The sequence below is a fragment of the Psychrobacillus sp. FSL K6-2365 genome (assembly GCF_038003165.1).
GTDB lineage: Bacteria > Bacillota > Bacilli > Bacillales_A > Planococcaceae > Psychrobacillus > Psychrobacillus psychrodurans.
The window spans coordinates 2,902,429-2,922,412 of record NZ_JBBOOO010000001.1; the positions used below are offsets into that span (position 1 = coordinate 2,902,429).

General features: G+C 35.5%; 20 protein-coding genes. 4 read left to right on the forward strand and 16 right to left on the reverse strand.

The window, feature by feature from the left end:
• Window positions 1-76: 76 nt before the first annotated feature.
• The 3 genes from MKY29_RS14430 to acsA all read right to left on the reverse strand — a co-directional run bounded on the left by MKY29_RS14430 (window position 77) and on the right by acsA (window position 2,204).
• Window positions 77-292, reverse strand: a complete 216-nt coding sequence (locus tag MKY29_RS14430; protein WP_340880149.1) for a DUF4181 domain-containing protein — start codon at window positions 290-292, stop codon at window positions 77-79.
• Entirely contained in the window at window positions 247-387 is a 141-nt protein-coding gene (locus MKY29_RS14435) for a hypothetical protein (protein WP_336285892.1), read from the reverse strand. Before MKY29_RS14435 ends, MKY29_RS14430 begins: the two co-directional genes overlap by 46 nt.
• Window positions 388-485: 98 nt before the next feature.
• Window positions 486-2,204, reverse strand: a complete 1,719-nt coding sequence (gene acsA / locus MKY29_RS14440; protein WP_093496223.1) for an acetate--CoA ligase — start codon at window positions 2,202-2,204, stop codon at window positions 486-488.
• Window positions 2,205-2,377: 173 nt separating this feature from the next.
• Here acsA and MKY29_RS14445 point away from each other — a divergent pair, with 173 nt between their 5' ends.
• Genes MKY29_RS14445 through MKY29_RS14455 form a run of 3 tightly spaced genes read left to right on the forward strand, consistent with a single transcriptional unit; the run spans window position 2,378 to window position 4,865 of the window.
• A complete protein-coding gene (locus MKY29_RS14445; protein WP_093496222.1) occupies window positions 2,378-3,010 on the forward strand; it encodes a GNAT family N-acetyltransferase in 633 nt (210 codons plus the stop codon).
• A 38-nt stretch (window positions 3,011-3,048) separates the two neighbouring features.
• Window positions 3,049-3,696 carry an acetoin utilization AcuB family protein gene (locus MKY29_RS14450; protein ID WP_093496221.1) on the forward strand — a complete coding sequence of 216 codons (648 nt, stop codon included), beginning with the start codon at window positions 3,049-3,051 and terminating at the stop codon, window positions 3,694-3,696.
• The gene (locus MKY29_RS14455) at window positions 3,693-4,865 is read left to right on the forward strand and encodes an acetoin utilization protein AcuC (protein WP_093496220.1); all 1,173 of its coding nucleotides are present in this window, start codon (window positions 3,693-3,695) and stop codon (window positions 4,863-4,865) included. Before MKY29_RS14450 ends, MKY29_RS14455 begins: the two co-directional genes overlap by 4 nt.
• 340 nt (window positions 4,866-5,205) lie before the next feature.
• On the opposite strand, the gene ccpA is transcribed toward MKY29_RS14455, so the two are convergent.
• Both ccpA and MKY29_RS14465 read right to left on the reverse strand, forming a co-directional pair.
• Window positions 5,206-6,204, reverse strand: coding sequence for a catabolite control protein A (ccpA, locus tag MKY29_RS14460; RefSeq protein WP_093496227.1), 999 nt, complete (start codon window positions 6,202-6,204; stop codon window positions 5,206-5,208).
• Between the two features lie 135 nt (window positions 6,205-6,339).
• On the reverse strand, window positions 6,340-7,425 hold the full coding sequence (locus tag MKY29_RS14465; protein WP_093496219.1) for a bifunctional 3-deoxy-7-phosphoheptulonate synthase/chorismate mutase: 1,086 nt from the start codon (window positions 7,423-7,425) through the stop codon (window positions 6,340-6,342).
• 165 nt (window positions 7,426-7,590) lie between these two features.
• Here MKY29_RS14465 and MKY29_RS14470 point away from each other — a divergent pair, with 165 nt between their 5' ends.
• Entirely contained in the window at window positions 7,591-9,726 is a 2,136-nt protein-coding gene (locus tag MKY29_RS14470) for a cell division protein FtsA (RefSeq protein WP_093496218.1), read from the forward strand.
• Window positions 9,727-10,167: 441 nt separating this feature from the next.
• On the opposite strand, the gene MKY29_RS14475 is transcribed toward MKY29_RS14470, so the two are convergent.
• The 11 genes from MKY29_RS14475 to MKY29_RS14525 all read right to left on the reverse strand — a co-directional run bounded on the left by MKY29_RS14475 (window position 10,168) and on the right by MKY29_RS14525 (window position 19,335).
• Window positions 10,168-10,638 carry an NUDIX domain-containing protein gene (locus MKY29_RS14475; protein ID WP_269915823.1) on the reverse strand — a complete coding sequence of 157 codons (471 nt, stop codon included), beginning with the start codon at window positions 10,636-10,638 and terminating at the stop codon, window positions 10,168-10,170.
• Window positions 10,639-10,706: 68 nt separating this feature from the next.
• Window positions 10,707-11,363 carry a uridine kinase family protein gene (locus MKY29_RS14480; RefSeq protein ID WP_093496216.1) on the reverse strand — a complete coding sequence of 219 codons (657 nt, stop codon included), beginning with the start codon at window positions 11,361-11,363 and terminating at the stop codon, window positions 10,707-10,709.
• 23 nt (window positions 11,364-11,386) lie between these two features.
• On the reverse strand, window positions 11,387-11,662 hold the full coding sequence (locus tag MKY29_RS14485) for a histidine kinase (protein WP_093496215.1): 276 nt from the start codon (window positions 11,660-11,662) through the stop codon (window positions 11,387-11,389).
• Window positions 11,663-11,700: 38 nt separating this feature from the next.
• The gene (locus MKY29_RS14490; RefSeq protein ID WP_093496214.1) at window positions 11,701-12,318 is read right to left on the reverse strand and encodes an NUDIX hydrolase; all 618 of its coding nucleotides are present in this window, start codon (window positions 12,316-12,318) and stop codon (window positions 11,701-11,703) included.
• Window positions 12,311-12,961 carry an HAD family hydrolase gene (locus MKY29_RS14495; protein WP_418939827.1) on the reverse strand — a complete coding sequence of 217 codons (651 nt, stop codon included), beginning with the start codon at window positions 12,959-12,961 and terminating at the stop codon, window positions 12,311-12,313. Before MKY29_RS14495 ends, MKY29_RS14490 begins: the two co-directional genes overlap by 8 nt.
• Before the next feature lie 258 nt (window positions 12,962-13,219).
• Complete coding sequence (locus MKY29_RS14500) at window positions 13,220-13,489, reverse strand: hypothetical protein (protein WP_340880150.1); 270 nt, start codon at window positions 13,487-13,489, stop codon at window positions 13,220-13,222.
• 106 nt (window positions 13,490-13,595) lie between these two features.
• Window positions 13,596-14,042: an NUDIX hydrolase gene (locus tag MKY29_RS14505; protein ID WP_093496213.1), complete on the reverse strand. Its 447-nt coding sequence runs from the start codon at window positions 14,040-14,042 to the stop codon at window positions 13,596-13,598.
• 124 nt (window positions 14,043-14,166) lie between these two features.
• A complete protein-coding gene (locus tag MKY29_RS14510) occupies window positions 14,167-14,739 on the reverse strand; it encodes a YtxH domain-containing protein (protein WP_090564338.1) in 573 nt (190 codons plus the stop codon).
• A 14-nt stretch (window positions 14,740-14,753) separates the two neighbouring features.
• On the reverse strand, window positions 14,754-15,218 hold the full coding sequence (locus MKY29_RS14515; RefSeq protein ID WP_340880151.1) for a DUF948 domain-containing protein: 465 nt from the start codon (window positions 15,216-15,218) through the stop codon (window positions 14,754-14,756).
• A 142-nt stretch (window positions 15,219-15,360) separates the two neighbouring features.
• On the reverse strand, window positions 15,361-16,662 hold the full coding sequence (gene murC, locus MKY29_RS14520; protein WP_093496212.1) for a UDP-N-acetylmuramate--L-alanine ligase: 1,302 nt from the start codon (window positions 16,660-16,662) through the stop codon (window positions 15,361-15,363).
• A 366-nt stretch (window positions 16,663-17,028) separates the two neighbouring features.
• Window positions 17,029-19,335 carry a DNA translocase FtsK gene (locus MKY29_RS14525; RefSeq protein WP_418939825.1) on the reverse strand — a complete coding sequence of 769 codons (2,307 nt, stop codon included), beginning with the start codon at window positions 19,333-19,335 and terminating at the stop codon, window positions 17,029-17,031.
• Between the last annotated feature and the right edge of the window lie 649 nt (window positions 19,336-19,984).

Sequence of the window (19,984 nt, forward strand, 5' to 3'; positions counted from 1 at the left end):
AACAAAATAACACCAAATACTAACTGACTGATGGTAAATATATAATTTTTTTTGTTTACTGCAAGCATCCATTCCATCAGGCCCTAAATGTTTCAGACACAACTATAAAAATAATCATTAAGAACCAGGTTTCCAAAAACCAAAACCCTTCCAACGGATCTCTCTTAACATTAATAAATAACCCAAGAATCATGCTAACTAAAAATACAATTCTTATCGTAGAATCAATTTTTTTATGTTTTGCATTCATATGGTTATATGAAAAAAATCTTTTTTCTCTACCTTTAGCCATTTTCTCATAACAATATTAAATAAAGTTAAAAGTAATATGACAATAACTAGCAAGATAAATAAATCAAACCAAAACATTCTGTCTAATCCATACACCAACTTATCCTCCTTACCTATATCAAGTACAAAAAGCATTGCTAAACGCAATGCTTTTGTACTTTTATATTTCGTAATTCTTTAATTCACCTAGACCATTAATCTTCCATGGTAGATAAATCGCCTGTTGGCAGCTTTAACTCCCAAGCTTTTAATACGCGGCGCATGATTTTACCACTTCTTGTTTTTGGAAGTTTATCTTTGAATTCGATTTCTCTAGGTGCTGCATGTGCTGCAAGGCCTTTTTTTACAAATTGCTGAATATCTGTTATAAGTTCGTCAGATGGTTCATATCCTTCGTTTAATGCAACAAATGCTTTAATGATTTCACCTCGAACAGGATCTGGTTTTCCTATAACTCCTGCTTCTAGAATAGCTGGATGTTCCAGTAATTTGCTTTCCACTTCAAATGGTCCAACACGTTCGCCTGAAGTCATAATTACGTCATCCACTCGACCTTGGAACCAAAAATAACCTTCCTCATCCATGTATGCTGAATCTCCTGAGAAGTACCATTCATCATTTATAAAATAAGACTCGAATTTCTCTTTGTTGTTCCACACCTGGCGCATCATAGATGGCCAACCCTTTTTAAGTGCTAGATTTCCCATTGTATAAGGCGGTACCACAGCACCTTGATTATCTATTATAGCTGCTTCAATTCCAGGTAATGGTTTACCCATGGACCCTGGTTTAATAGGTAAGCAGCCATAGTTACAAATCATCTGTGCACCAGTTTCGGTCATCCACCATGTATCATGGATACGTTTATTAAACACTTGCATTCCCCATTTGATCACCTCTGGGTTTAAGGGTTCCCCAACCGATAACACATGACGAAGTGACGATAGATTATGTTGTTGGACAATGGCATCTCCTGCGCCCATCAGCATACGGAATGCCGTTGGGGCACTGTACCAAACAGTAACTCCGTATTCCTCTATGGCATTATACCAAGCATCTGGTGAGAATCTACCCCCTAGAATAAGTGATGTAGTCCCTGTTAGCCAAGGACCAAATATTCCATAAGATGTTCCAGTCACCCAGCCTGGATCTGCTGTACACCAATAGATATCGTCTTCTCTAATATCCATAACCCATTTCATCGATTGGTAATGCTGCACCATTGCATAGTGAGCATGTAAAATACCTTTCGGTTTACCTGTAGAACCAGATGTATAATGTAAGATTAGACCATCCTCTTTATCAACCCACCTAATTTCAAAGGATTCTGAGGCATTATGTAATGCTGTTTTGAAATCGATAAACTTATCGGATTCCTCTACATTTTCTCCTACTATAAAGACTGTCTCTAGATTAGGTAATTTATCCAACGGAATTCTATTTAATAATTCTGGTGTTGTGACAATTGCTTTTGCTTCACTATCCAATAAACGATCGTAAACAGCACCTTCCATGAACGCTTCAAAAAGGGGACCCACTATTAAGCCTAATTTTGTAGCACCAAGCAGAGCAAAATATAGCTCAGGCGATCTTGGCATGAAAATAAAGAGACGATCCCCTTTTGACAAATTCGAATGGTTTACATATACGTTAGCAGCTTTATCCGTCCATTTTTTCATTTCACCGAATGTATAAGATTCTTTACGCTCTGCATCTTGATAATGAAGTGCTACTTTATCCTTCTTATCAGTTTCTGCATGACGATCAATTGCTTCATACGCCATATTCACTTTTCCAGTTTTATACCACGAGAATTCTTTTTCTGCATCTTCCCATTTAAAGTTTTTTGCAGTTTCATCATAATTACTTAACTGGAAATCCCCTTGAACAACTTGTAATGTTTCAATCTTCATCCTATTCACCCTTTCTATAACTATACTATTTCATTCTACAATACTTTTTCGCATTTTTGCTAATATTTTTACTCTTTAGAATGTTTAACTAAAATAATAGAGCTAATCGCTTTCTCTAATTAAAATCATGTATAATAAATACAATTACAATTATGTTATAAGGTGGTGCATCCGTGATTCATTCTAAGACGTATAATGCAGTGCAAAAAGAAACAATACATGGCACTGTCGTTATTGAAGGTCCTATTCCTTCCGAGGAAATTGCCAGGTTACAATTCCACGAGGATTTAGTTGCTTTTCGTGCACCCTCACAGCAGCATAAAGCAATTATTGAAATTGCTAAGTTGCCTGAAGGCAGAATAATTATTGTGCGAGATCAAGAGACAATTGTAGGGTATTGTACATACTTGCACCCAGACCCTTTAGAGAGATGGTCGCAAGGGAATATGGAAAATTTGATAGAGTTAGGCGCAATAGAGGTAATACCAAAATTCAGGGGCACTGGAGTTGGAAAAACACTCCTCCGTGTATCGATGATGGATAATGCAATGGAAGATTATATTACGATTACGACAGAGTATTACTGGCACTGGGATTTAAAAGGCACCGGTTTAAACGTTTGGGAATACAGAAAAGTCATGGAAAAGATGATGCAAGCAGGTGGACTTGAGTATTTTGCAACAGACGATCCTGAGATTAGCTCCCACCCTGCCAATTGTTTAATGGCCAAGATTGGTAGCAGAGTAGACACTGAATCCATCCAGCAATTTGACCAATTACGTTTTATGAATCGCTTTATGTATTAATCAATGACTAACTTTCTAACAAAAGGAGTTAATTTAACATGCTAGTTGAACAAATTATGAATACATCCGTCCCCAGTTTAACACCAGGACACACGATAAATGATGCATTACAATTACTCAAAGAGAAAAAAATACGTCATTTACCAATTATTAATGACAAACGACAAGTACTTGGAGTCGTGACAGATCGAGATTTAAAAGAAGCAACTCCTTCTACACTACAAAATGTATCAGATCCAGAAATATATAATAGAAAATTAGAAGAAATTATGACCAAAAATCCGATAACGGGTCATCCTCTAGATTTTGTAGAGGAAACAGCCAGTATATTTTATGATAATCGAATTGGTTGTTTACCAATAGTATCACATGGAAAACTTGTAGGAATGATCACCGAATCCGATTTGCTCTACAAATTTATCGAACTAACAGGTGTTCATCAGCCAGGATCTCAAATTGAAATTCGTGTTCCTAACAAGCCTGGAGTTCTATTCGGCGTTTCAAAAGTTTTTCACGATCAAAAAGTTAATGTGTTAAGTGTGTTAGTTTATCCTGATAAAGATAAAAGTGATTATAAAATCTTAGTGCTCCGTGTAAAGACTATAAACCCTCTTGTACTTATTGAAGCTATTCGAGACGAGGGATACGAGGTTCTATGGCCAAATCATCCGGGACTAGGGCTATGAAAAATGCTGTATTTGTCTTTTCCGAGGACCAGCTAGGCTACAAGTTTTCGGATACTCATCCATTCAATCAAAAAAGATTAACATTAACTGTTGATCTACTAAAAGAAATTAATGCTTTATCTTTATCTGAAATAGTCCCTCCTAGGATGGCTACAGACGAGGAACTACTTCTCGTACATGATGCAAACTATATTAAGATAGTAAAAGAAGCGAGCAAGGAAAACGCAGATAGCACTAAATATGAAAGTTATGGTATTGGCACGGAGGATACCCCTATCTTTCCAGATATGCATGAAGCAAGTGCAACTCTAGTCGGAGGCACTTTGACCGCAGTTGACTATGTGATGGAAGGGAAATCTTCTCATGCAGTGAATTTAGGTGGCGGTCTTCATCACGGTTTCAGAGGACGTGCATCTGGTTTTTGTGTATATAATGATAGCTCTGTTGCTATTAAGTATATGCAAGAAAAGTATAATGCACGTGTACTTTACATAGATACAGATGCCCACCACGGCGATGGAGTTCAATGGAGTTTTTACGATGATCCTAATGTGTGTACCATTTCTATTCATGAAACAGGAAGATATTTATTCCCAGGTACTGGGAATATAACCGAAAGAGGATCTGGAGAAGGTTATGGTACCTCCTTTAATTTTCCAATAGATGCTTTTACGGAAGATGATTCCTTCTTAGAAATTTATCGGACAAGCTTTCGAGAAATTGTGGAAGCCTTTAAACCTGATGTTATTCTAAGCCAAAATGGTGCTGATGCCCATTATTTTGATCCACTTACCCATCTATATGGTACGATGAAAATCTATCAAGAGATTCCGAAACTAGCTCATGAGCTTGCCCATGAATTTTGCGATGGTAAGTGGATTGCAGTTGGTGGTGGGGGTTATGATATATGGAGAGTAGTACCGCGTGCATGGTCCTATGTATGGATGGTGATGAATGACATTCAACTTCCAGTAGGTGAGTTACCAAAGAACTGGTTAGATAAATGGTCTATAGAGTCACCTATCCCACTCATCCCTACTTGGTTAGACCCGGAGCCACTTTACGAACCTATTCCCCGTAAAGTAGAAATTACAGAAAAGAATAAACAGATGCTTGATAAAGCACTTTACCAGTTGCGGAATCAGCAATCATTTACAAAACACCATTAAGCCAAATAAAAAAGCACATATGTTATAAGGTCTACCTGTTTCTATCGCTTTCCAAAGACTTTCGAGAGACATTCTGCTAGAGGATTACCGAATGAATTTTTTGTGAGTATTGTTTGTGACAATTGTCATAACCAATACTCAATTTTTTTCGGTAATTCTATGACAGTTTCCTGTCAGTCGCCCTTCTTCGATTTTACTCATGAAACGAAAATCATAGGTCTATTCGTTCTCTTAAGTTATGTGAACTCAGTATTCACAGGACATTTTTTTATTTTTTCAAAAAATATAGGGTCGTGACTATTGTCACGACCCTATATTATATATAGCTTCATACGTTTGATTACTTAACTGATTTTCTTTCTTCAATCCAATATGGAAGAATTACTGTGTCTTCTTCAATGTTCTCTTTATTCATATGTTTAGTCAACAATCTCATAGAAACTGCTCCAATATCATATAAAGGTAGTACGACACTCGTTAGTTGAGGTCTAACCATTCTTGTTAATTTTGAGTTTTCAAAGCTTATAACTTCGATATCTTCTGGTACACGTAAACCATTATCTTGAGCTCCATGTATCAAGCCAATAGCAATTTCATCATTACCAGCAAAAAAGGCTGTCGGAGGATCCTTTAACTCACGTAACTGCTCCCAAGCAACAAGTCCATCGTCGTATGTATTATTGACTCCAACAATTAGATCTGCGTCAACTTCGATACCAGCATCATTTAACGCTTTTTCATAACCTGATAAGTTGTATAGCCTAGTTATCGTGCTATCAATGGATCCAGATACAAATGCAATTCGAGTATGACCATTTTTAATCAAACGATTAACTGCATCCACTGCTGCGTCATGATATTCAATATTTACAGAAGGAAACGAATTAGATGTTTCCACTGTTCCAGCTAATACAATAGGAACGCTTGCTCTTTTCATTTCATGTAACATTTCAGGGGATATTTCATCACTCATCATAACTACCCCATCTACTTGCTTACTAAGTAGTGTTGATAATAATTGGACTTCTTTATCTTCTTGTTGATCTGAATTGGTTAATATGATGTTGTAACGATACATTGTTGCAATATCTTCTATACCACGAACAAGCTCTGCATAAAATACATTCGAAATATCTGGAATGATAACGCCGACCGTTTTTGTTTTTTTACTTGCTAACCCCCGTGCAACAGCATTCGGTCGATAATCCAATCGTTCAATTACCGCCAATACTTTTTGACGTGTAGCCGGCTTCACATTCTGATTTCCATTCACAACACGTGAAACAGTTGCCATTGATACGTTTGCCTCTCTGGCAACATCGTAAATTGTAATAGTCAACATATATCCCTCCTTCACTTTTTTACATACTAAAAATACATATATATCAATAATACTTGATAACCCTTCTAACTTTCAATCAAATAGTAAAACCGACCCTAAAATAAGAGTCGGTTTTGTGAATTTTTTCACTAACTAGGCATGAATCTCGTGATTTTTCAAGAATTTTTGTACAGAATCATAAAATTCATCAAATTGCTGCAAGTTCATTTGTTGTGCAGCATCCGATAGCGCTACAGCTGGATCTGGATGTACTTCTGCCATCACTCCATCTGCTCCAATTGCAATTGCAGCTTTTGCAGCGGGCAGTAGAATATCACGGCGTCCAGTTGAATGCGTTACATCTACAAATACCGGTAAATGTGTTTCTTGTTTTAGAATTGGGACAGCTGAAATATCTAATGTGTTTCGAGTTGCTCGTTCATACGTACGAATACCACGTTCACATAGGATAATTTGGTCGTTCCCCTGCGACATAATGTACTCTGCTGCATGGATGAATTCATCTAATGTAGCAGCCATTCCTCGTTTTAAAAGGACTGGTTTATTGATAGATCCAACTGCTTTTAGTAATTCAAAGTTTTGCATGTTCCGAGCACCTATTTGTACTACATCAATATAATCTAGTGCTTCATCTAAGTGACTTGGCGTTACAATCTCAGAAACTGTAGACAAACCAAATTCTTTTGAAATTTTCTTCAATATTTTTAGACCTTCTAATCCTAGTCCTTGGAAATCATAAGGAGAGGTACGTGGCTTATATGCTCCACCTCGAATTAGTTTTAACCCTTTAGACTGGATAGCTGCTGCTACCTCTGCTACTTGAGTATAGGATTCAACTGAACAAGGACCAAATACAAATGAAGGTGTTCCTGTACCAATTTGTTCCCCATTAATATTAACTATTGTGTCTTCTGGTTTTCTTTTACGAGAAACAAGAAGGGCTTTCTTTTGGTCATCCACTTGTAATTCCAAAGCAGTTTTGAAAATTTCTTTAAAAATATGCTCAACCGTTGATTGTGGAAGTGGTCCAGCGTTATTTTCTTTCAAGTGGTCTAACATATGTCTTTCGCGAAGAGGATCATATCTATTAACACCTTGTTTTTCTTTTACTTTACCAATCTCTTGAATAACACCAGTTCTTTCGTTGATTAACTGTAAAATTTCTACGTTAATCTCATCAACACGTGCGCGTAAAGCGTCTAAATCTACATGACTCATAGATAATTCTCCTCTCTTCTTTCCATCGGTACTTTATAACGACAGAAAATTATGATACATTTTTAGATATAAGACATATTATAATCAATGCATGAGAAAATGTCACGCATTTTATTTTAGCGATTCAACTCGCTAAAGTGTTTGTCTAAAAAAGGACGTGGTAAATTGACATCTAAATTATTTGCATTAGATATTGGTACAAGATCTGTAGTAGGCATCATTTTAGAAGAACATGGGGATTCTTTTCATGTAGTTGATATTTTAGTAGAAGAACATAAAGAACGCGCTATGGTCGACGGTCAAATACATAATGTACTAAAAGTGGCTGAGATAATTCAATCCGTTAAAGAAAAGCTAGAACAAAAGCATGGAAAACTTGAAAAAGTTAGTGTGGCTGCTGCTGGAAGAGCACTGAAAACAGAGCAGGCAGAAGTAATAATGGATATTAAAAATAGACCTATTTTTTCAGAAGATGATATGAATCGGCTTGAGCTATCAGCAGTGCAAAAAGCACAAAGCAATTTAATTCAAAATGATACAGACAAGCATACTAATCATTATTATTGTGTTGGATACAGTGTTGTCTATTATAGATTAGATGGGGAAGAAATAGGTAGTTTAGTTGATCAACAAGGAAACGAAGCTTCTATAGAAGTTATTGCTACTTTTCTACCACGTGTTGTAGTAGAATCTCTTCTTTCGGCATTAAAACGTGCTAACTTAGAGATGGAAGCATTAACACTTGAACCAATTGCTGCGATTAATGTGTTGATTCCCCCTTCAATGCGAAGATTAAACGTAGCATTAGTGGATATTGGAGCTGGAACTTCCGATATTGCTATCACAGATTTAGGAACTGTAGTCGCCTACGGAATGGTAGCAACAGCTGGTGATGAAATTACTGAAGCTTTGAGTGATCATTACTTATTAGACTTCCCATTAGCCGAAGAAGCAAAAAGAAGGATTAATACGGAGGATACTATCCAAATTCAAGATATCTTAGGCTTCCAGCAGGATATCCCGAAAGTAGAAGTTATTGAGGCGCTTAAGCCTGCAGTAGATATTTTAGCTAGTTCTATCTCTAGTGAAATTCTTCGGCTGAATAATAGCAAACCTACGAAGGCAGTTATGCTAGTCGGTGGAGGAAGCTTGACACCAAACCTTCCAAGTATTTTAGCTGAGAAGCTAAATTTACCTGCCAATCGGGTAGCGGTCCGTGGTATAGATGCGATTCAAAACTTAACAAAGGCTGAGCATATCCCAATTACTCCTGAGTTGGTAACCCCTATCGGTATTGCTATTGCTGCAAAACGGGCACCTATTCAATACATGTCCGTGCAAGTAAACAATCAAATTGTTCGTTTATTTGAACTAAAAGAAATGACTATTGCCGATGCATTTCTAGCAGCTAATATTTCTGCTCGTAAACTCTACGGAAAACCTGGAGCAGCTTTAACCGTTGAAGTGAATGGTCAAATCATTCATATTCCAGGAGAGCATGGAAAACCAGCTGTTATCCAACTAAATGGTATTGAAGCTAATACAAAATCATTAATTCAAAATAATGATAAAGTTGAATTGTTAGAGGGAATTGATGGTAAAGAAGGATTTGCCACAGTGCGAGATCTATTGGACGATGCGACTATTAAATCTATTACATTCCAAGGGGTTATGTATATAGTAGAACCGACAGTTAAACTAAATGGTCAAAAGGTATCTTTAGACACTGTGTTGCAAGAGAATGACAAAATTACCGTAGAGACTCCGCAAACAATAGAACAAGTTATGTATGCTATTCATAAAGAAAATTTCTTGACTCAGCTTCAACCTTATACAGTTACGATAAATAATAAAAACCATTTTATCCCGACACTTTCAGCAAGATTATTCCTAAATGGGAGTCCGGCAAAACTATCCTATCCTGTTCAAGAGAATGATATTATACAACTGGAAACCTCTGGTTCTCCAACGTTAGAACAACTTACAAATCAGCTTGATAGGAAATTAGTTGATCAAATAAATGTTGTGTTCCAAAACAATCCGGTGGAACTTTCGAAAGAATGTGCAATTGTCCATAAGGACAACGTACAATTGACTTCCAATGATATTATTCCTAATGAATCAAACATTAAATGGCAAGAAGTAAATAGTACACCTTGGATTTTTCAAGATGTTTTTCGTTTTACAGAATGGAATATGCCTACACAAGCTGGTTCATTCCAAATATTAAAAAACGGACAGCCTTCACGATTCGATGAAGAAATATTCGGCGGAGATCAATTGGAGATTGTGTTTGGATGAATTAATATAAAGAGTAATAGAATTATTTTCATAAAAGCATATTCATTAGTGAAATCTTAAAAACGTTGATTTCTGCTCCAGGCGGACGCTTTCCGCGGGCATGGCTTCAATCTCCTCGTCACTGCGAAAACATATGCTCCTGCGGTTACTCGTCGCAAAGACATTGGTCAAATAAAGTTCGACCAATGTCTTTCCTACGGGGCTTTCAACGCATGCTATTCCCGCTAGAGTCGCCGCCTTCCGCTCCAATCAACAAAATCGACCTTTTAAAAAAATGAATGTCTACGTGATATCACGTAGACATTCATTTTTTAATGCATCAAGTAATTAGAAAATAAATTCAATAAAATACCATTTATAAATTAATCACACAAAACAGCCCCTAATTCATGAGTTGGACCCTTTTATTGATTTTTATTACATTTAACGAAAAAGGAAATATTAGCTCCTATTTGATTCATCAATTTCTGCGTTTAATGTACTTTCCCACCAGATTTCCTTATTTCCGTTCATATATTTTTTTATTAGATTACTAAGCGGATAAGGTTGTAAGTTTTTAATACTCAACTCATCGGCATTACACCAAAAGAAATTAAGATGAGATTCAATTGACTTCGGGTTGATATTTGCTACAATTTCATCGCTTTCGACCTCAAATACTTGATTTATTTCACAATTTAATATACCTTTTTTCTCCCATTTATGTTCTACTAATCCAAGCAGTCTACCTATTCTAGATGTTATACCTAATTCTTCCTCTATCTCTCTACTTAAAGCATCCTTTGCACTTTCACCGAATTCAATGTGTCCACCAGGTAAGAATGTATTTGTATATCCAGTCGCTTGTGCAAGTAGAACTTTATTATCTTTTATACAGATTCCCCTAGCTAAATGATGAAATGTATTTTGCAATGATTTCTCTCCTCGTATTAAATATGCTTTCCCTGACTGGTACCCCACTTCCAACACGCCAATACAGCTTACTTCTCAAATAAATTGAAACAATCTTTTTCAAGGATATACTCTTCATTGGAATTTTTTAAAACTATATCAAAGTTATTATGATAAGGATGCATGAATAATTCATATTGAATTCTCCGCATCTCATGAGATTTTCTTAAATAATTTATATCTGTTCCTCTTTCAGAAACATCACGTATACTCCTTCTCATTAATTCGGTTTCCCCATCCGTATATAAGTACACTTTTAAATCATACAGATCAGGATTAGTAAATGCGACGCTCATGCCTTCTACAATATTAATCTTGTTTTGCGAAGAAAGTAATGTGCTCTTTGAGTAACTCGTACCTATTGTATAAACGTCTAAACCATCCCTCATCATATGAATATCTCTCTCCAAAGCCAATATATTATGAGCGGCAGGATGACAAGCTGTAATTTTATCATGATAATGTTGGCTCTTATATTCATAATCGATAAAAGCGTACTTTCTAAGATTAGAACTGATAATATAAGGATCTGTATTGATATAATTCACACAGTCCTGCCCCAAAATCTTTATAAGATTATTAGAAAACGTTGACTTTCCAGATGCACCATGACCAGAGATTCCAATCGTGACTCTTTTGTCCTTTGTTGTAATCCAATTAGCTATTTCATGAAATATTATATCCATATTTCCCCCTTTTACTCTGTTGTCTATGTACCAAAATTACCAAACAATATCATACCAATTGCGAAAATAGTTAAGACCAATAAACCTAACATACCAAGTGAAGAAATAAGTAATGTGATTGTTTTTAAACGCCCTTTCACACTAAAAAGTGCAGCGAAAAATGACCCAAATAATAATAGTAACAACAGCCAAATATCCAATGACTCAGGTAAGGGATGCAATACTTGAGGGACAATAAAACCTAAAAAGATAAAAGAAATGATCAACAACAACGAAATCAAGCCTAAATATCTTTTCATTAAATCAACCTCACTTTCATATATACTCGCTCCTTACTTTAATCGAATATCGTTTCTTTTTCAGGGTTCCTCAAAAATTCAAAGAGTTTTTTTATTTGAGACTCCGTATTCCTATTTGTAGAAAGCTGCGGTAAATTATCTTCGGAAAAAAACTTAATATTATTCGTTTCAATACCTATAGTAGGTTTTCCTCCAATAATTTCACACAATATAAATATCTTATAATAGTGATAAGCTTCTGGTGGATGTGGATGTTTATTTTTATCCAATAGAGCAATTAACCTGATAGGTACAACATCAAAGCCAGATTCCTCTTTTATTTCCTTTACAACATTCTCAGAGGGGGACAGTCCTATGTCACAAAAGCCACCTGGCAAAGCCCATTTATCATCTATATTTTCTTTGACCATTAAAATCTCATTACTTTTAAAAACCACGCCACGAACATCGACTTTTGGAGTTTGATAACCAGTTTCATTAGCAAATATATCTCTAATTTTATCCATTTCTAGTGCCGTATGTTCTGCCATTATCTCTATACTAATATTACGTAATTCTTCATACCGTTCTAAATCGTAAACATCTTTAGAAAAGGCTAATCCAGACTGGGATAATGCTTGTATTCTTTTTGCCCACTCTAACCACTTTTTACTCATTGGTCACTACCTTGAAGAAACTTTTAAATTCCTTTACACTTTTTATAAGTAAATTTGGTGTTTCCTTAAATGTAGCTGTTTGGTACTCTGGTAACCATTGCACACCAATTGTAAATACATTAGCTTGTACTCCCGCAATCACATCTGCATCACTATCTCCAATATATATTGCATCCGAATTATTAACTTCTAATAGAGATAAAGCCTTTAGTAATCCCTCTGAATCAGGCTTCGGATTTGTAACATCATCACCTGTTATTATAACGTCAAACATACCATCCATTTCTAATGCTTTTAAAGAGATATCTAAGCTTCTTTTTGCCTTGCCAGTAAAAATCCCTATTTTTATATCCATCTCTTTCAAGTACCTTAACAACTCTAAAATTTCAGGATCAACCTCTACTAAACTTTTATGATGTTCAGAATACTTTTCATAATAATATTCGATTGCCATTTCCTTTTTAGGATTCGATAAATTGTTTCTAATAATACCTGTTTCGGATGGACCAAACATATCCTTTATTTCTTCAGAGCTAAGATCCTTATTATCATATTCTGTAAACACATTTTTAAAAGCACAAAAACAAATGGGCAAAGTATTAGCCAATGTCCCATCAAAATCAAATATAATGGCTCTCATAATTAGTCTCCTATCTTAGTAAAAGAATTCGTGATTTCGATTGAACCTTATAAACAAATTTTACTATACTTTCAATAAACTTTCTTTTATTATTTGAATACTATGTAAAATCAGATGATTGGTCTACTTTGTAAGAATACATTTTGTGCTTACATACTTATACATGCAATAATTGAAGTATGTAAGCGCTGTGAAATTCCCTAGTACTGTATAATATCCAATCAGCGTACTACCAAAAGGTTAAAACAAATTGGATTACTACTATAGATAGTATCGATTCTGATTACTTATCTGGTTTTTTATTTTTTGGATTTCATAAGTTAGATTATCAATCTGTTTCTGTAAATTTCTATTATCACTAGAACCATTTTTTTCTTGTCGTTCTTCTTCTATAGCAAGAATCGCAAACAAAGTGGCAAGTGCATCGCCAAACGTACTTATCGCTCCTGCAATGACAGCGATTTTAGCTGCTTGACTGTCTGATTGGAGGTCCGAATTATCTTGTTCAAAATTAAAAATGTTTTTGTTCAATTCAATAACCCCCCAGTAAATTAATATCATTTTCACTCTATTTTATGCAAAAAGCATTTTTTCGTGAAAGTATTTTACTTGTGCCGTTGCCTTCTGCCTGACTACTTTATAAAGAAAGGTATTTCCTGAGAAGATTTTTAATAAGAGGATTAAGTCCCTCTGGTAACTCATTTATGGTAAAAAACTTAGCCTCTATTGTCTCTTGACCATCAGCCTTAAGAACACCACCACTAATTTCTTTAGTAACGTAAGCGATTGTAATGGGGTAGAATTCATCTCCATTTGGTAATTTAACAAAATACTGTTTCCCAGAAAAAACACCCACCAATTCAAGTTTACCAATCTCTATTCCAGTTTCTTCCAAAACCTCTCTTCTACCAGTCTCTTCTGTAGATTCTCCTAATTCCATAAATCCTCCGGGAACACCCCATATACCATCACTACGCTTTTGTAACAGCAATTCTCCTCTTTCATTCATTACTGCAACTGCAACTCCCACTAAGATTAAAGGATGATTGCCGACACTTTTTCGTAAATCCTCAATATATCCCATAACTTCCCCCCTATAATGATGATTGTCTCATACATAAATTCTATATTATGAAGGAAATTACCTCTTTAATTTTTAGAAAACAAAAAAGCACTGCTTACGCAATGCCTTTTTATTTTCTATTGAATTACTTTTTTTCTTCAGCAACCGCTTCTTTGATAGCCTCTGCAATTGCTGTTGCATTTTCTTCTTGTTCCGTTAATTCCTCTGTTGTATGAGATATTGTTTCCATAAATTCCATTGGTTCTTCTCCTTCAGACGAAGCGGTACCGTCATCTAGTGGTGAAGAGGCAGTTGGTTTAATGGCTTTTACTTTATCAACTAATTGTCCAGATTGCTCTTGAATTTGCTTAGAAAGTTGAGTTGTTTTTTCTTTTGCAGTTGTTGAAAAGTCCATCGTCTTTTCTTTAAGCTGACTAGCCTGTGTAGAAAGGTTTCCACGAAGCTCTGTTCCTGTTTTTGGTGCTAGTAATAATGCAGTGGTTGCACCAATAATACCACCTATTAACACACCGATGATAAAATCTTTACCATTTACTTCTTCTTCACGGTAAATATCCTCTCGTGAATCACTGTTGTAATATGGTACCGGTGGATAATGCGATTGACCTTGCTGATTATAAGATGATTGGTTTGCATAATATTCATGATTATAAGTTGCTTCATTGTAATTAGGTTTAGTTTGTTTTTGATTTGTCATGTAAATCCCTCCGATTATAGTGGTTTATGGTTGTCGTTTTCATAAGTATAATATCCAGCACGTTCTAACGCTTTACGTTCTCTCCATTTGTCGCGAACACCTAATAGAACGTTACTCCATTGGACAACCTGGGCAATTTTTTCTTCATTTTTCTCAACTTCAGAGGTTACGGAAGTTGTTAAACGTTGAATAGAATGATTAAATCCATTTACAGAAGTTCCTACATTTTTAACTGCATCGACTACTGTATTTAACTTCTCCGATTTAGCTTGTATATCTTCTGCTAAATCATTTGTTTTTTGAAGAAGTTCAGCTGTTTCCTTTGTCATATTTTGTAGATTTGTTTCTAAACCATCTAATGTGCCCGCTACATTATTAAGTGTTTTCTTAACTGAAAATAATGTCATTGCTAAACTAATACAAAGTATTAGAAATGCAACCGCTGCTATAATAGCGGCTATGTATAAAAGATTTTCCATTGTACATCCTCCTAAAAACTTATATGTCTTAATACAATTTTACCCTAATCAAATCAAATTAAACTTCCTACCTATACTATACTACTTTTCTTTTAAATATCCTTCAAAAAAAAGCTTAATCCAAATAGATTAAGCTTTTTTATTATTTATTTAACTTTGCTTCAAAAGCATGTTGATATTTTTGAACGTCTCCAGCTCCCATAAATAAGAAAACTGAATGCTCCTTTGTCTGCAAATCCTCAACATTTTCTTCTGTTAGAATATGGCTTCCTTCGATAATATCTCCTAGGGTTGAAATTGTTAAATTCCCTACATTCTCTCTCGCAGATCCAAAAATATCACATAAATAGACCCGATCCGCCAAACTCAATGCCTCACTGAATTCTTGTAAAAACTTTTGAGTTCTTGTAAAAGTATGTGGTTGGAAAATCGCAATTATTTGATGAGTTGGATACTTTTGTCTAGCAGATTGAATAGTTGCTTTTATTTCTGTAGGATGATGAGCATAATCATCAATGATAATATCATTACCAACTATCGTCTCCGTAAACCTTCTTTTGACCCCTTCAAAGGTTTCTAAACCTTTTTGGATAGTATCTGCAGGAACTCCTTCATAATGGCAAAGAGAGATAACTGCTAGAGCATTTAATATAGTGTGGTCACCGAACAACGGAATGGAGAAGCGATCATAAAATTCGTTGCGTACAAATACATCAAAAGATGTACCTTTTGGTGTAATTTCGATATTGCGTGCAGCAAAATCATTATGTTCTCCAAAACCATAATAAACGACAGGAACTTCCGATTTTATCTGTTGTAAGTATTTGTCGTCCCCACAAGCAAAAATTCCTTTTTTCACCTGCATCGCCATTGACTGAAATGCCTGGAATACGTCATCAATATCATGGAAATAATCTGGATGATCAAAATCAACATTGGTCATTATTGCATAGTCCGGATTGTACGCTAAAAAATGACGGCGATATTCACAAGCCTCGAACACAAAGTTAGAGGCATTTAACATACCTTTTCCGGTTCCATCCCCGATTAAAAAGGATGTAGGTTCGTATCCACTCAATACATGAGATAACAAACCAGTAGTAGATGTTTTTCCATGAGCTCCTGTAACTGCTACAGAGGTAAACTGACTCATATAATTCCCTAAGAAGTCATGATAGCGAATTATCTCTAAGCCAAGCTCTCTAGCTTTGACTAGTTCGGGATGGCTATCGGGAAACGCATTTCCAGCAATAATAGTCATACCCTCTTTAATATTCGATTCATCGAATAATAATATTTCTATATTTCGATCATGTAATGGTTTTTCAGTAAAAAAATACTTTTCAATATCAGAACCTTGAACTTCATAGCCTGTATCGTGTAAGATTTGCGCTAATGGACTCATTCCAGACCCCTTAATGCCTGTAAAATGGTACTTTGTCATACGTAGAAACCTCCTGGGATTAGCCCCACTTATATACATTAAATACTACATGCGCCTATTTAGACGTATTCATTATTATACCACTTATTCGTATAAACCTTTAAAAAAGTGAAACTTCTGTTAGTGGGGTGTTCTTTAACCCCACTGATTGAAATTAAGCAAAAAACGCCGCGTCCTGTCAATACCCTAAGTGACCAACATTCTGTTGACCCGTTATACGCTGTATGCAATAAACATTGAAGAAACCGCACGGTGTGGTGCATTTTGTTTATGCTCTATATCGGACTTTTATAGTCAGTTGGACTCTTACTTTCACTTTGTAAATTGACATACCTTGAAGTGGAAATCTTATTCGAGATAACATTATTAACTAAAAATTTCATCTAAAGTATCACTCGTTAACAATACATCTCTTGCTTTACTTCCTTTTTGCTCTGTAATATATCCATTCTCATACATAGCATCTATCAAGCGTGCTGCTCGGTTATATCCAAGGTGAAACTTACGTTGTAATAACGAAGTGGAAGCAGTACCTTGTTCTACGATAAAACGACAAGCCTCTTCGAATAAATCATCTTGCTCTGAAGTGATTTCTTTTTGTAGAAGTTCCTCTTGTTCAAACATATAGTCAGGATTGCCTTGACTTCTAGCATATTCAATAACACTCTCAATTTCATCATCAGAGACATAGGTTCCCTGGATACGTACTGGGCTAGACATGCCATTCCCTTGATAAAGCATATCTCCTTTTCCAAGTAAACGTTCCGCACCTTGCTGGTCTAAAATTGTACGCGAATCGATTTGTGATGATACAGAGAATGCAATTCGAGTAGGTATATTAGCTTTGATCAACCCAGTAATAACGTCTACAGAAGGACGTTGTGTAGCTAATACTAAATGTATCCCACATGCTCTTGCTTTTTGTGCAATTCGGCAAATAGCATCTTCTACTTCCGTTGGTGCCATCATCATTAAATCTGCAAGCTCATCTATAACAATGACGATATATGGGAGCTTTTGTGCAAACTGTCGCTTTTCTGTCGCAAGTGTATTATATCTAGTAATATCTCGTACCCCAATATGTGCAAACAATTGATAGCGTCGTTCCATTTCTTCCACTGCCCATTTTAACGCAGCAGTTGCGGCTTTTACATCCGTAATCACTGGACTGACAAGATGTGGAATGTGATTGAACGGTGCGAGCTCCACCATTTTAGGATCGATTAGTAATAATTTTACTTCATCTGGCGTTGCTTTATACAACAGACTTACTAATAATGAGTTAATAAATACAGATTTCCCAGACCCTGTTGCTCCTGCAATAAGTCCATGAGGCATTTTACGTAAATCCAGAGTGACTGGTTTACCTGTTAAATCCAATCCCAAGGCTGCTTCTAACGGGGACTCTGAATGTAAAAATATATCTGTATTTATAACTTCAGATAAACGAACTGCACGAGAATTCCTGTTTGGTATTTCAATTCCAATAGAGCTCTTCCCTGGAATTGGAGCTTGAATACGAATATCTTTTGCTGCTAATGCAAGTTTGAGATCGTCTGCTAAGTTACGTATTTTACTTACTTTTGTTCCCTGACCAACCGTGATTTCAAACTGTGTGACTGCTGGTCCCTGTACCATTTGAACAATTTCACCCGCAACTTGAAAATGAGATAGCGCATCAACTAATGTAAATGCCTGCTCCTCCATCCATTCTCTATCCTCCACATTCATTTCAGGAGGAAGTAAATGACTAAAAGAAGGTCTTACATAATTAGTTTGGACCTCTTCTTGCTCTTCTACTATTATTGACTTTAATTCCTGATTCATTACTTGTTTTTGTTCTCGCGGAATTGTTGACGCTGTTGTAGTAACCGCTTTATTAGCTACAGGGGATATTTTGTTCATAGTATCTATTCTATTCATTTTACTTTTATCTGATTTCAACATTAGAACATTAAAAGGTCTAATGTTTTCTTTTAAAGGTTTTTCAGTTTCTAAATACTCCGTATTAGGAACAGTTTCATTTTTTTCTAATGCTTCCGTTACAGCTACTTCAGCTTGTACACCTTCTACTAACTCGGTGACTGGTACATCCTCTTCTACTACATCAACCTGGATATTTTCTTCTAGTTCAGTTACATATACTAATTCTTCTGCAGCAATCACTTCTGGTTCTGGACTTATAGGTTCTGGTTTATTTAGTATTTCCGAAATTACTGCTTCGTTTTTTGGTTCTGTTTCTTCTATAATCTCTTGTTCTTTTTCTTTATTTTCTATTACTGCTTTAGAGAACCCATAAATCGGTGAAGGAACTTCGGTAGGTGTGAATGCTCTTTTCTTTCGATTTATAGCTGGAACTTCTTCCACTTTTTTCTTCTCTGCACGATGTATGACAGTAGGCTGTGCACGTTGCTGCCATAAGTTTTGTTCATGTAATGGTTTATATTCGGGTTCCTTGAAGTAAGGTTCCTCTTTATATGTTTCAACTATTTTTTCTTCCTTTGGATAACCAGATAATGCTCCATTTTTTTCTTCATCTGAAATTAACGGAAAACGAAAAGGAGCTTTCTTCGTTGTAGAATGTACATTGTGTTGTTGGTATTGTTGCTGCTGTTCATATTCCTCTTCAACTTCTATTTCATCTGATGCAAATAATTTTTTTAACCAATTCAAATTCATCACTCTTTCTAAAAGATACCTCTTATTCTACCAATAATAATAGGTTTCGTCTGTATTTATAAGATAGAATGGGAAAAAAATCATGTGTTTTAGGTATTTAACCAATTGAAAAATGCCACTTATGTATTGGGAATTCAATATATATGGATAAATATACCGTTCCACAAGTTAATTACATACGAACATTTGTAACCGACATGTACTTTTCCGAGAGAAAAACTGGCTAAAAGATCTTCCAGTTTATAGAACAGGCGGCACAAAGATGCAATTTCGATCGCTCTAACGCTAATTTATACGATAAATACCAGAAACACTGATTTTATATACTCAAGAAGCATTAATATCTTTATATTTAATGAATGATTTGATCTAGATTTTTCTTTACTTGCTCTCACCAATTGATTACTTGCTCCCGTCTGCTGAATACTTGCGTTCGTGGAGGATTTACTTGTCCAAAATCTTTATTTACTGGCGGACTATTACCTTTTACTTGCGCATTGGGTAATTCAACCAAATTACTTTACTTATTCACAGATTAAATATGTAGAATCGAATAGAGCAACTGCAAAGAATAGTGTCTTTAGATGCCCCTGCATATTCATAGAATTGATGATTGGAACGCAAAGCGACGTAGAGGGATTAG

Excerpts from the sequence above, each read along its gene's own strand:
- MKY29_RS14430 (WP_340880149.1), bottom strand. The coding sequence starts at position 292 with ATGGCTAAAGGTAGAGAAAAAAGATTTTTTTCATATAACCATATGAAT.
- acsA (WP_093496223.1), bottom strand. The coding sequence starts at position 2,204 with ATGAAGATTGAAACATTACAAGTTGTTCAAGGGGATTTCCAGTTAAGT.
- MKY29_RS14465 (WP_093496219.1), bottom strand. The coding sequence starts at position 7,425 with ATGAGTCATGTAGATTTAGACGCTTTACGCGCACGTGTTGATGAGATT.
- MKY29_RS14485 (WP_093496215.1), bottom strand. The coding sequence starts at position 11,662 with ATGAAAAGATATTTAGGCTTGATTTCGTTGTTGTTGATCATTTCTTTT.
- MKY29_RS14480 (WP_093496216.1), bottom strand. The coding sequence starts at position 11,363 with ATGGATATAATATTTCATGAAATAGCTAATTGGATTACAACAAAGGAC.
- MKY29_RS14515 (WP_340880151.1), bottom strand. The coding sequence starts at position 15,218 with ATGGAAAATCTTTTATACATAGCCGCTATTATAGCAGCGGTTGCATTT.
- MKY29_RS14510 (WP_090564338.1), bottom strand. The coding sequence starts at position 14,739 with ATGACAAATCAAAAACAAACTAAACCTAATTACAATGAAGCAACTTAT.
- MKY29_RS14490 (WP_093496214.1), bottom strand. The coding sequence starts at position 12,318 with ATGAGTAAAAAGTGGTTAGAGTGGGCAAAAAGAATACAAGCATTATCC.
- MKY29_RS14505 (WP_093496213.1), bottom strand. The coding sequence starts at position 14,042 with ATGGGATATATTGAGGATTTACGAAAAAGTGTCGGCAATCATCCTTTA.
- murC (WP_093496212.1), bottom strand. The coding sequence starts at position 16,662 with ATGACAAAGTACCATTTTACAGGCATTAAGGGGTCTGGAATGAGTCCA.
- MKY29_RS14450 (WP_093496221.1), top strand. The coding sequence starts at position 3,049 with ATGCTAGTTGAACAAATTATGAATACATCCGTCCCCAGTTTAACACCA.
- MKY29_RS14455 (WP_093496220.1), top strand. The coding sequence starts at position 3,693 with ATGAAAAATGCTGTATTTGTCTTTTCCGAGGACCAGCTAGGCTACAAG.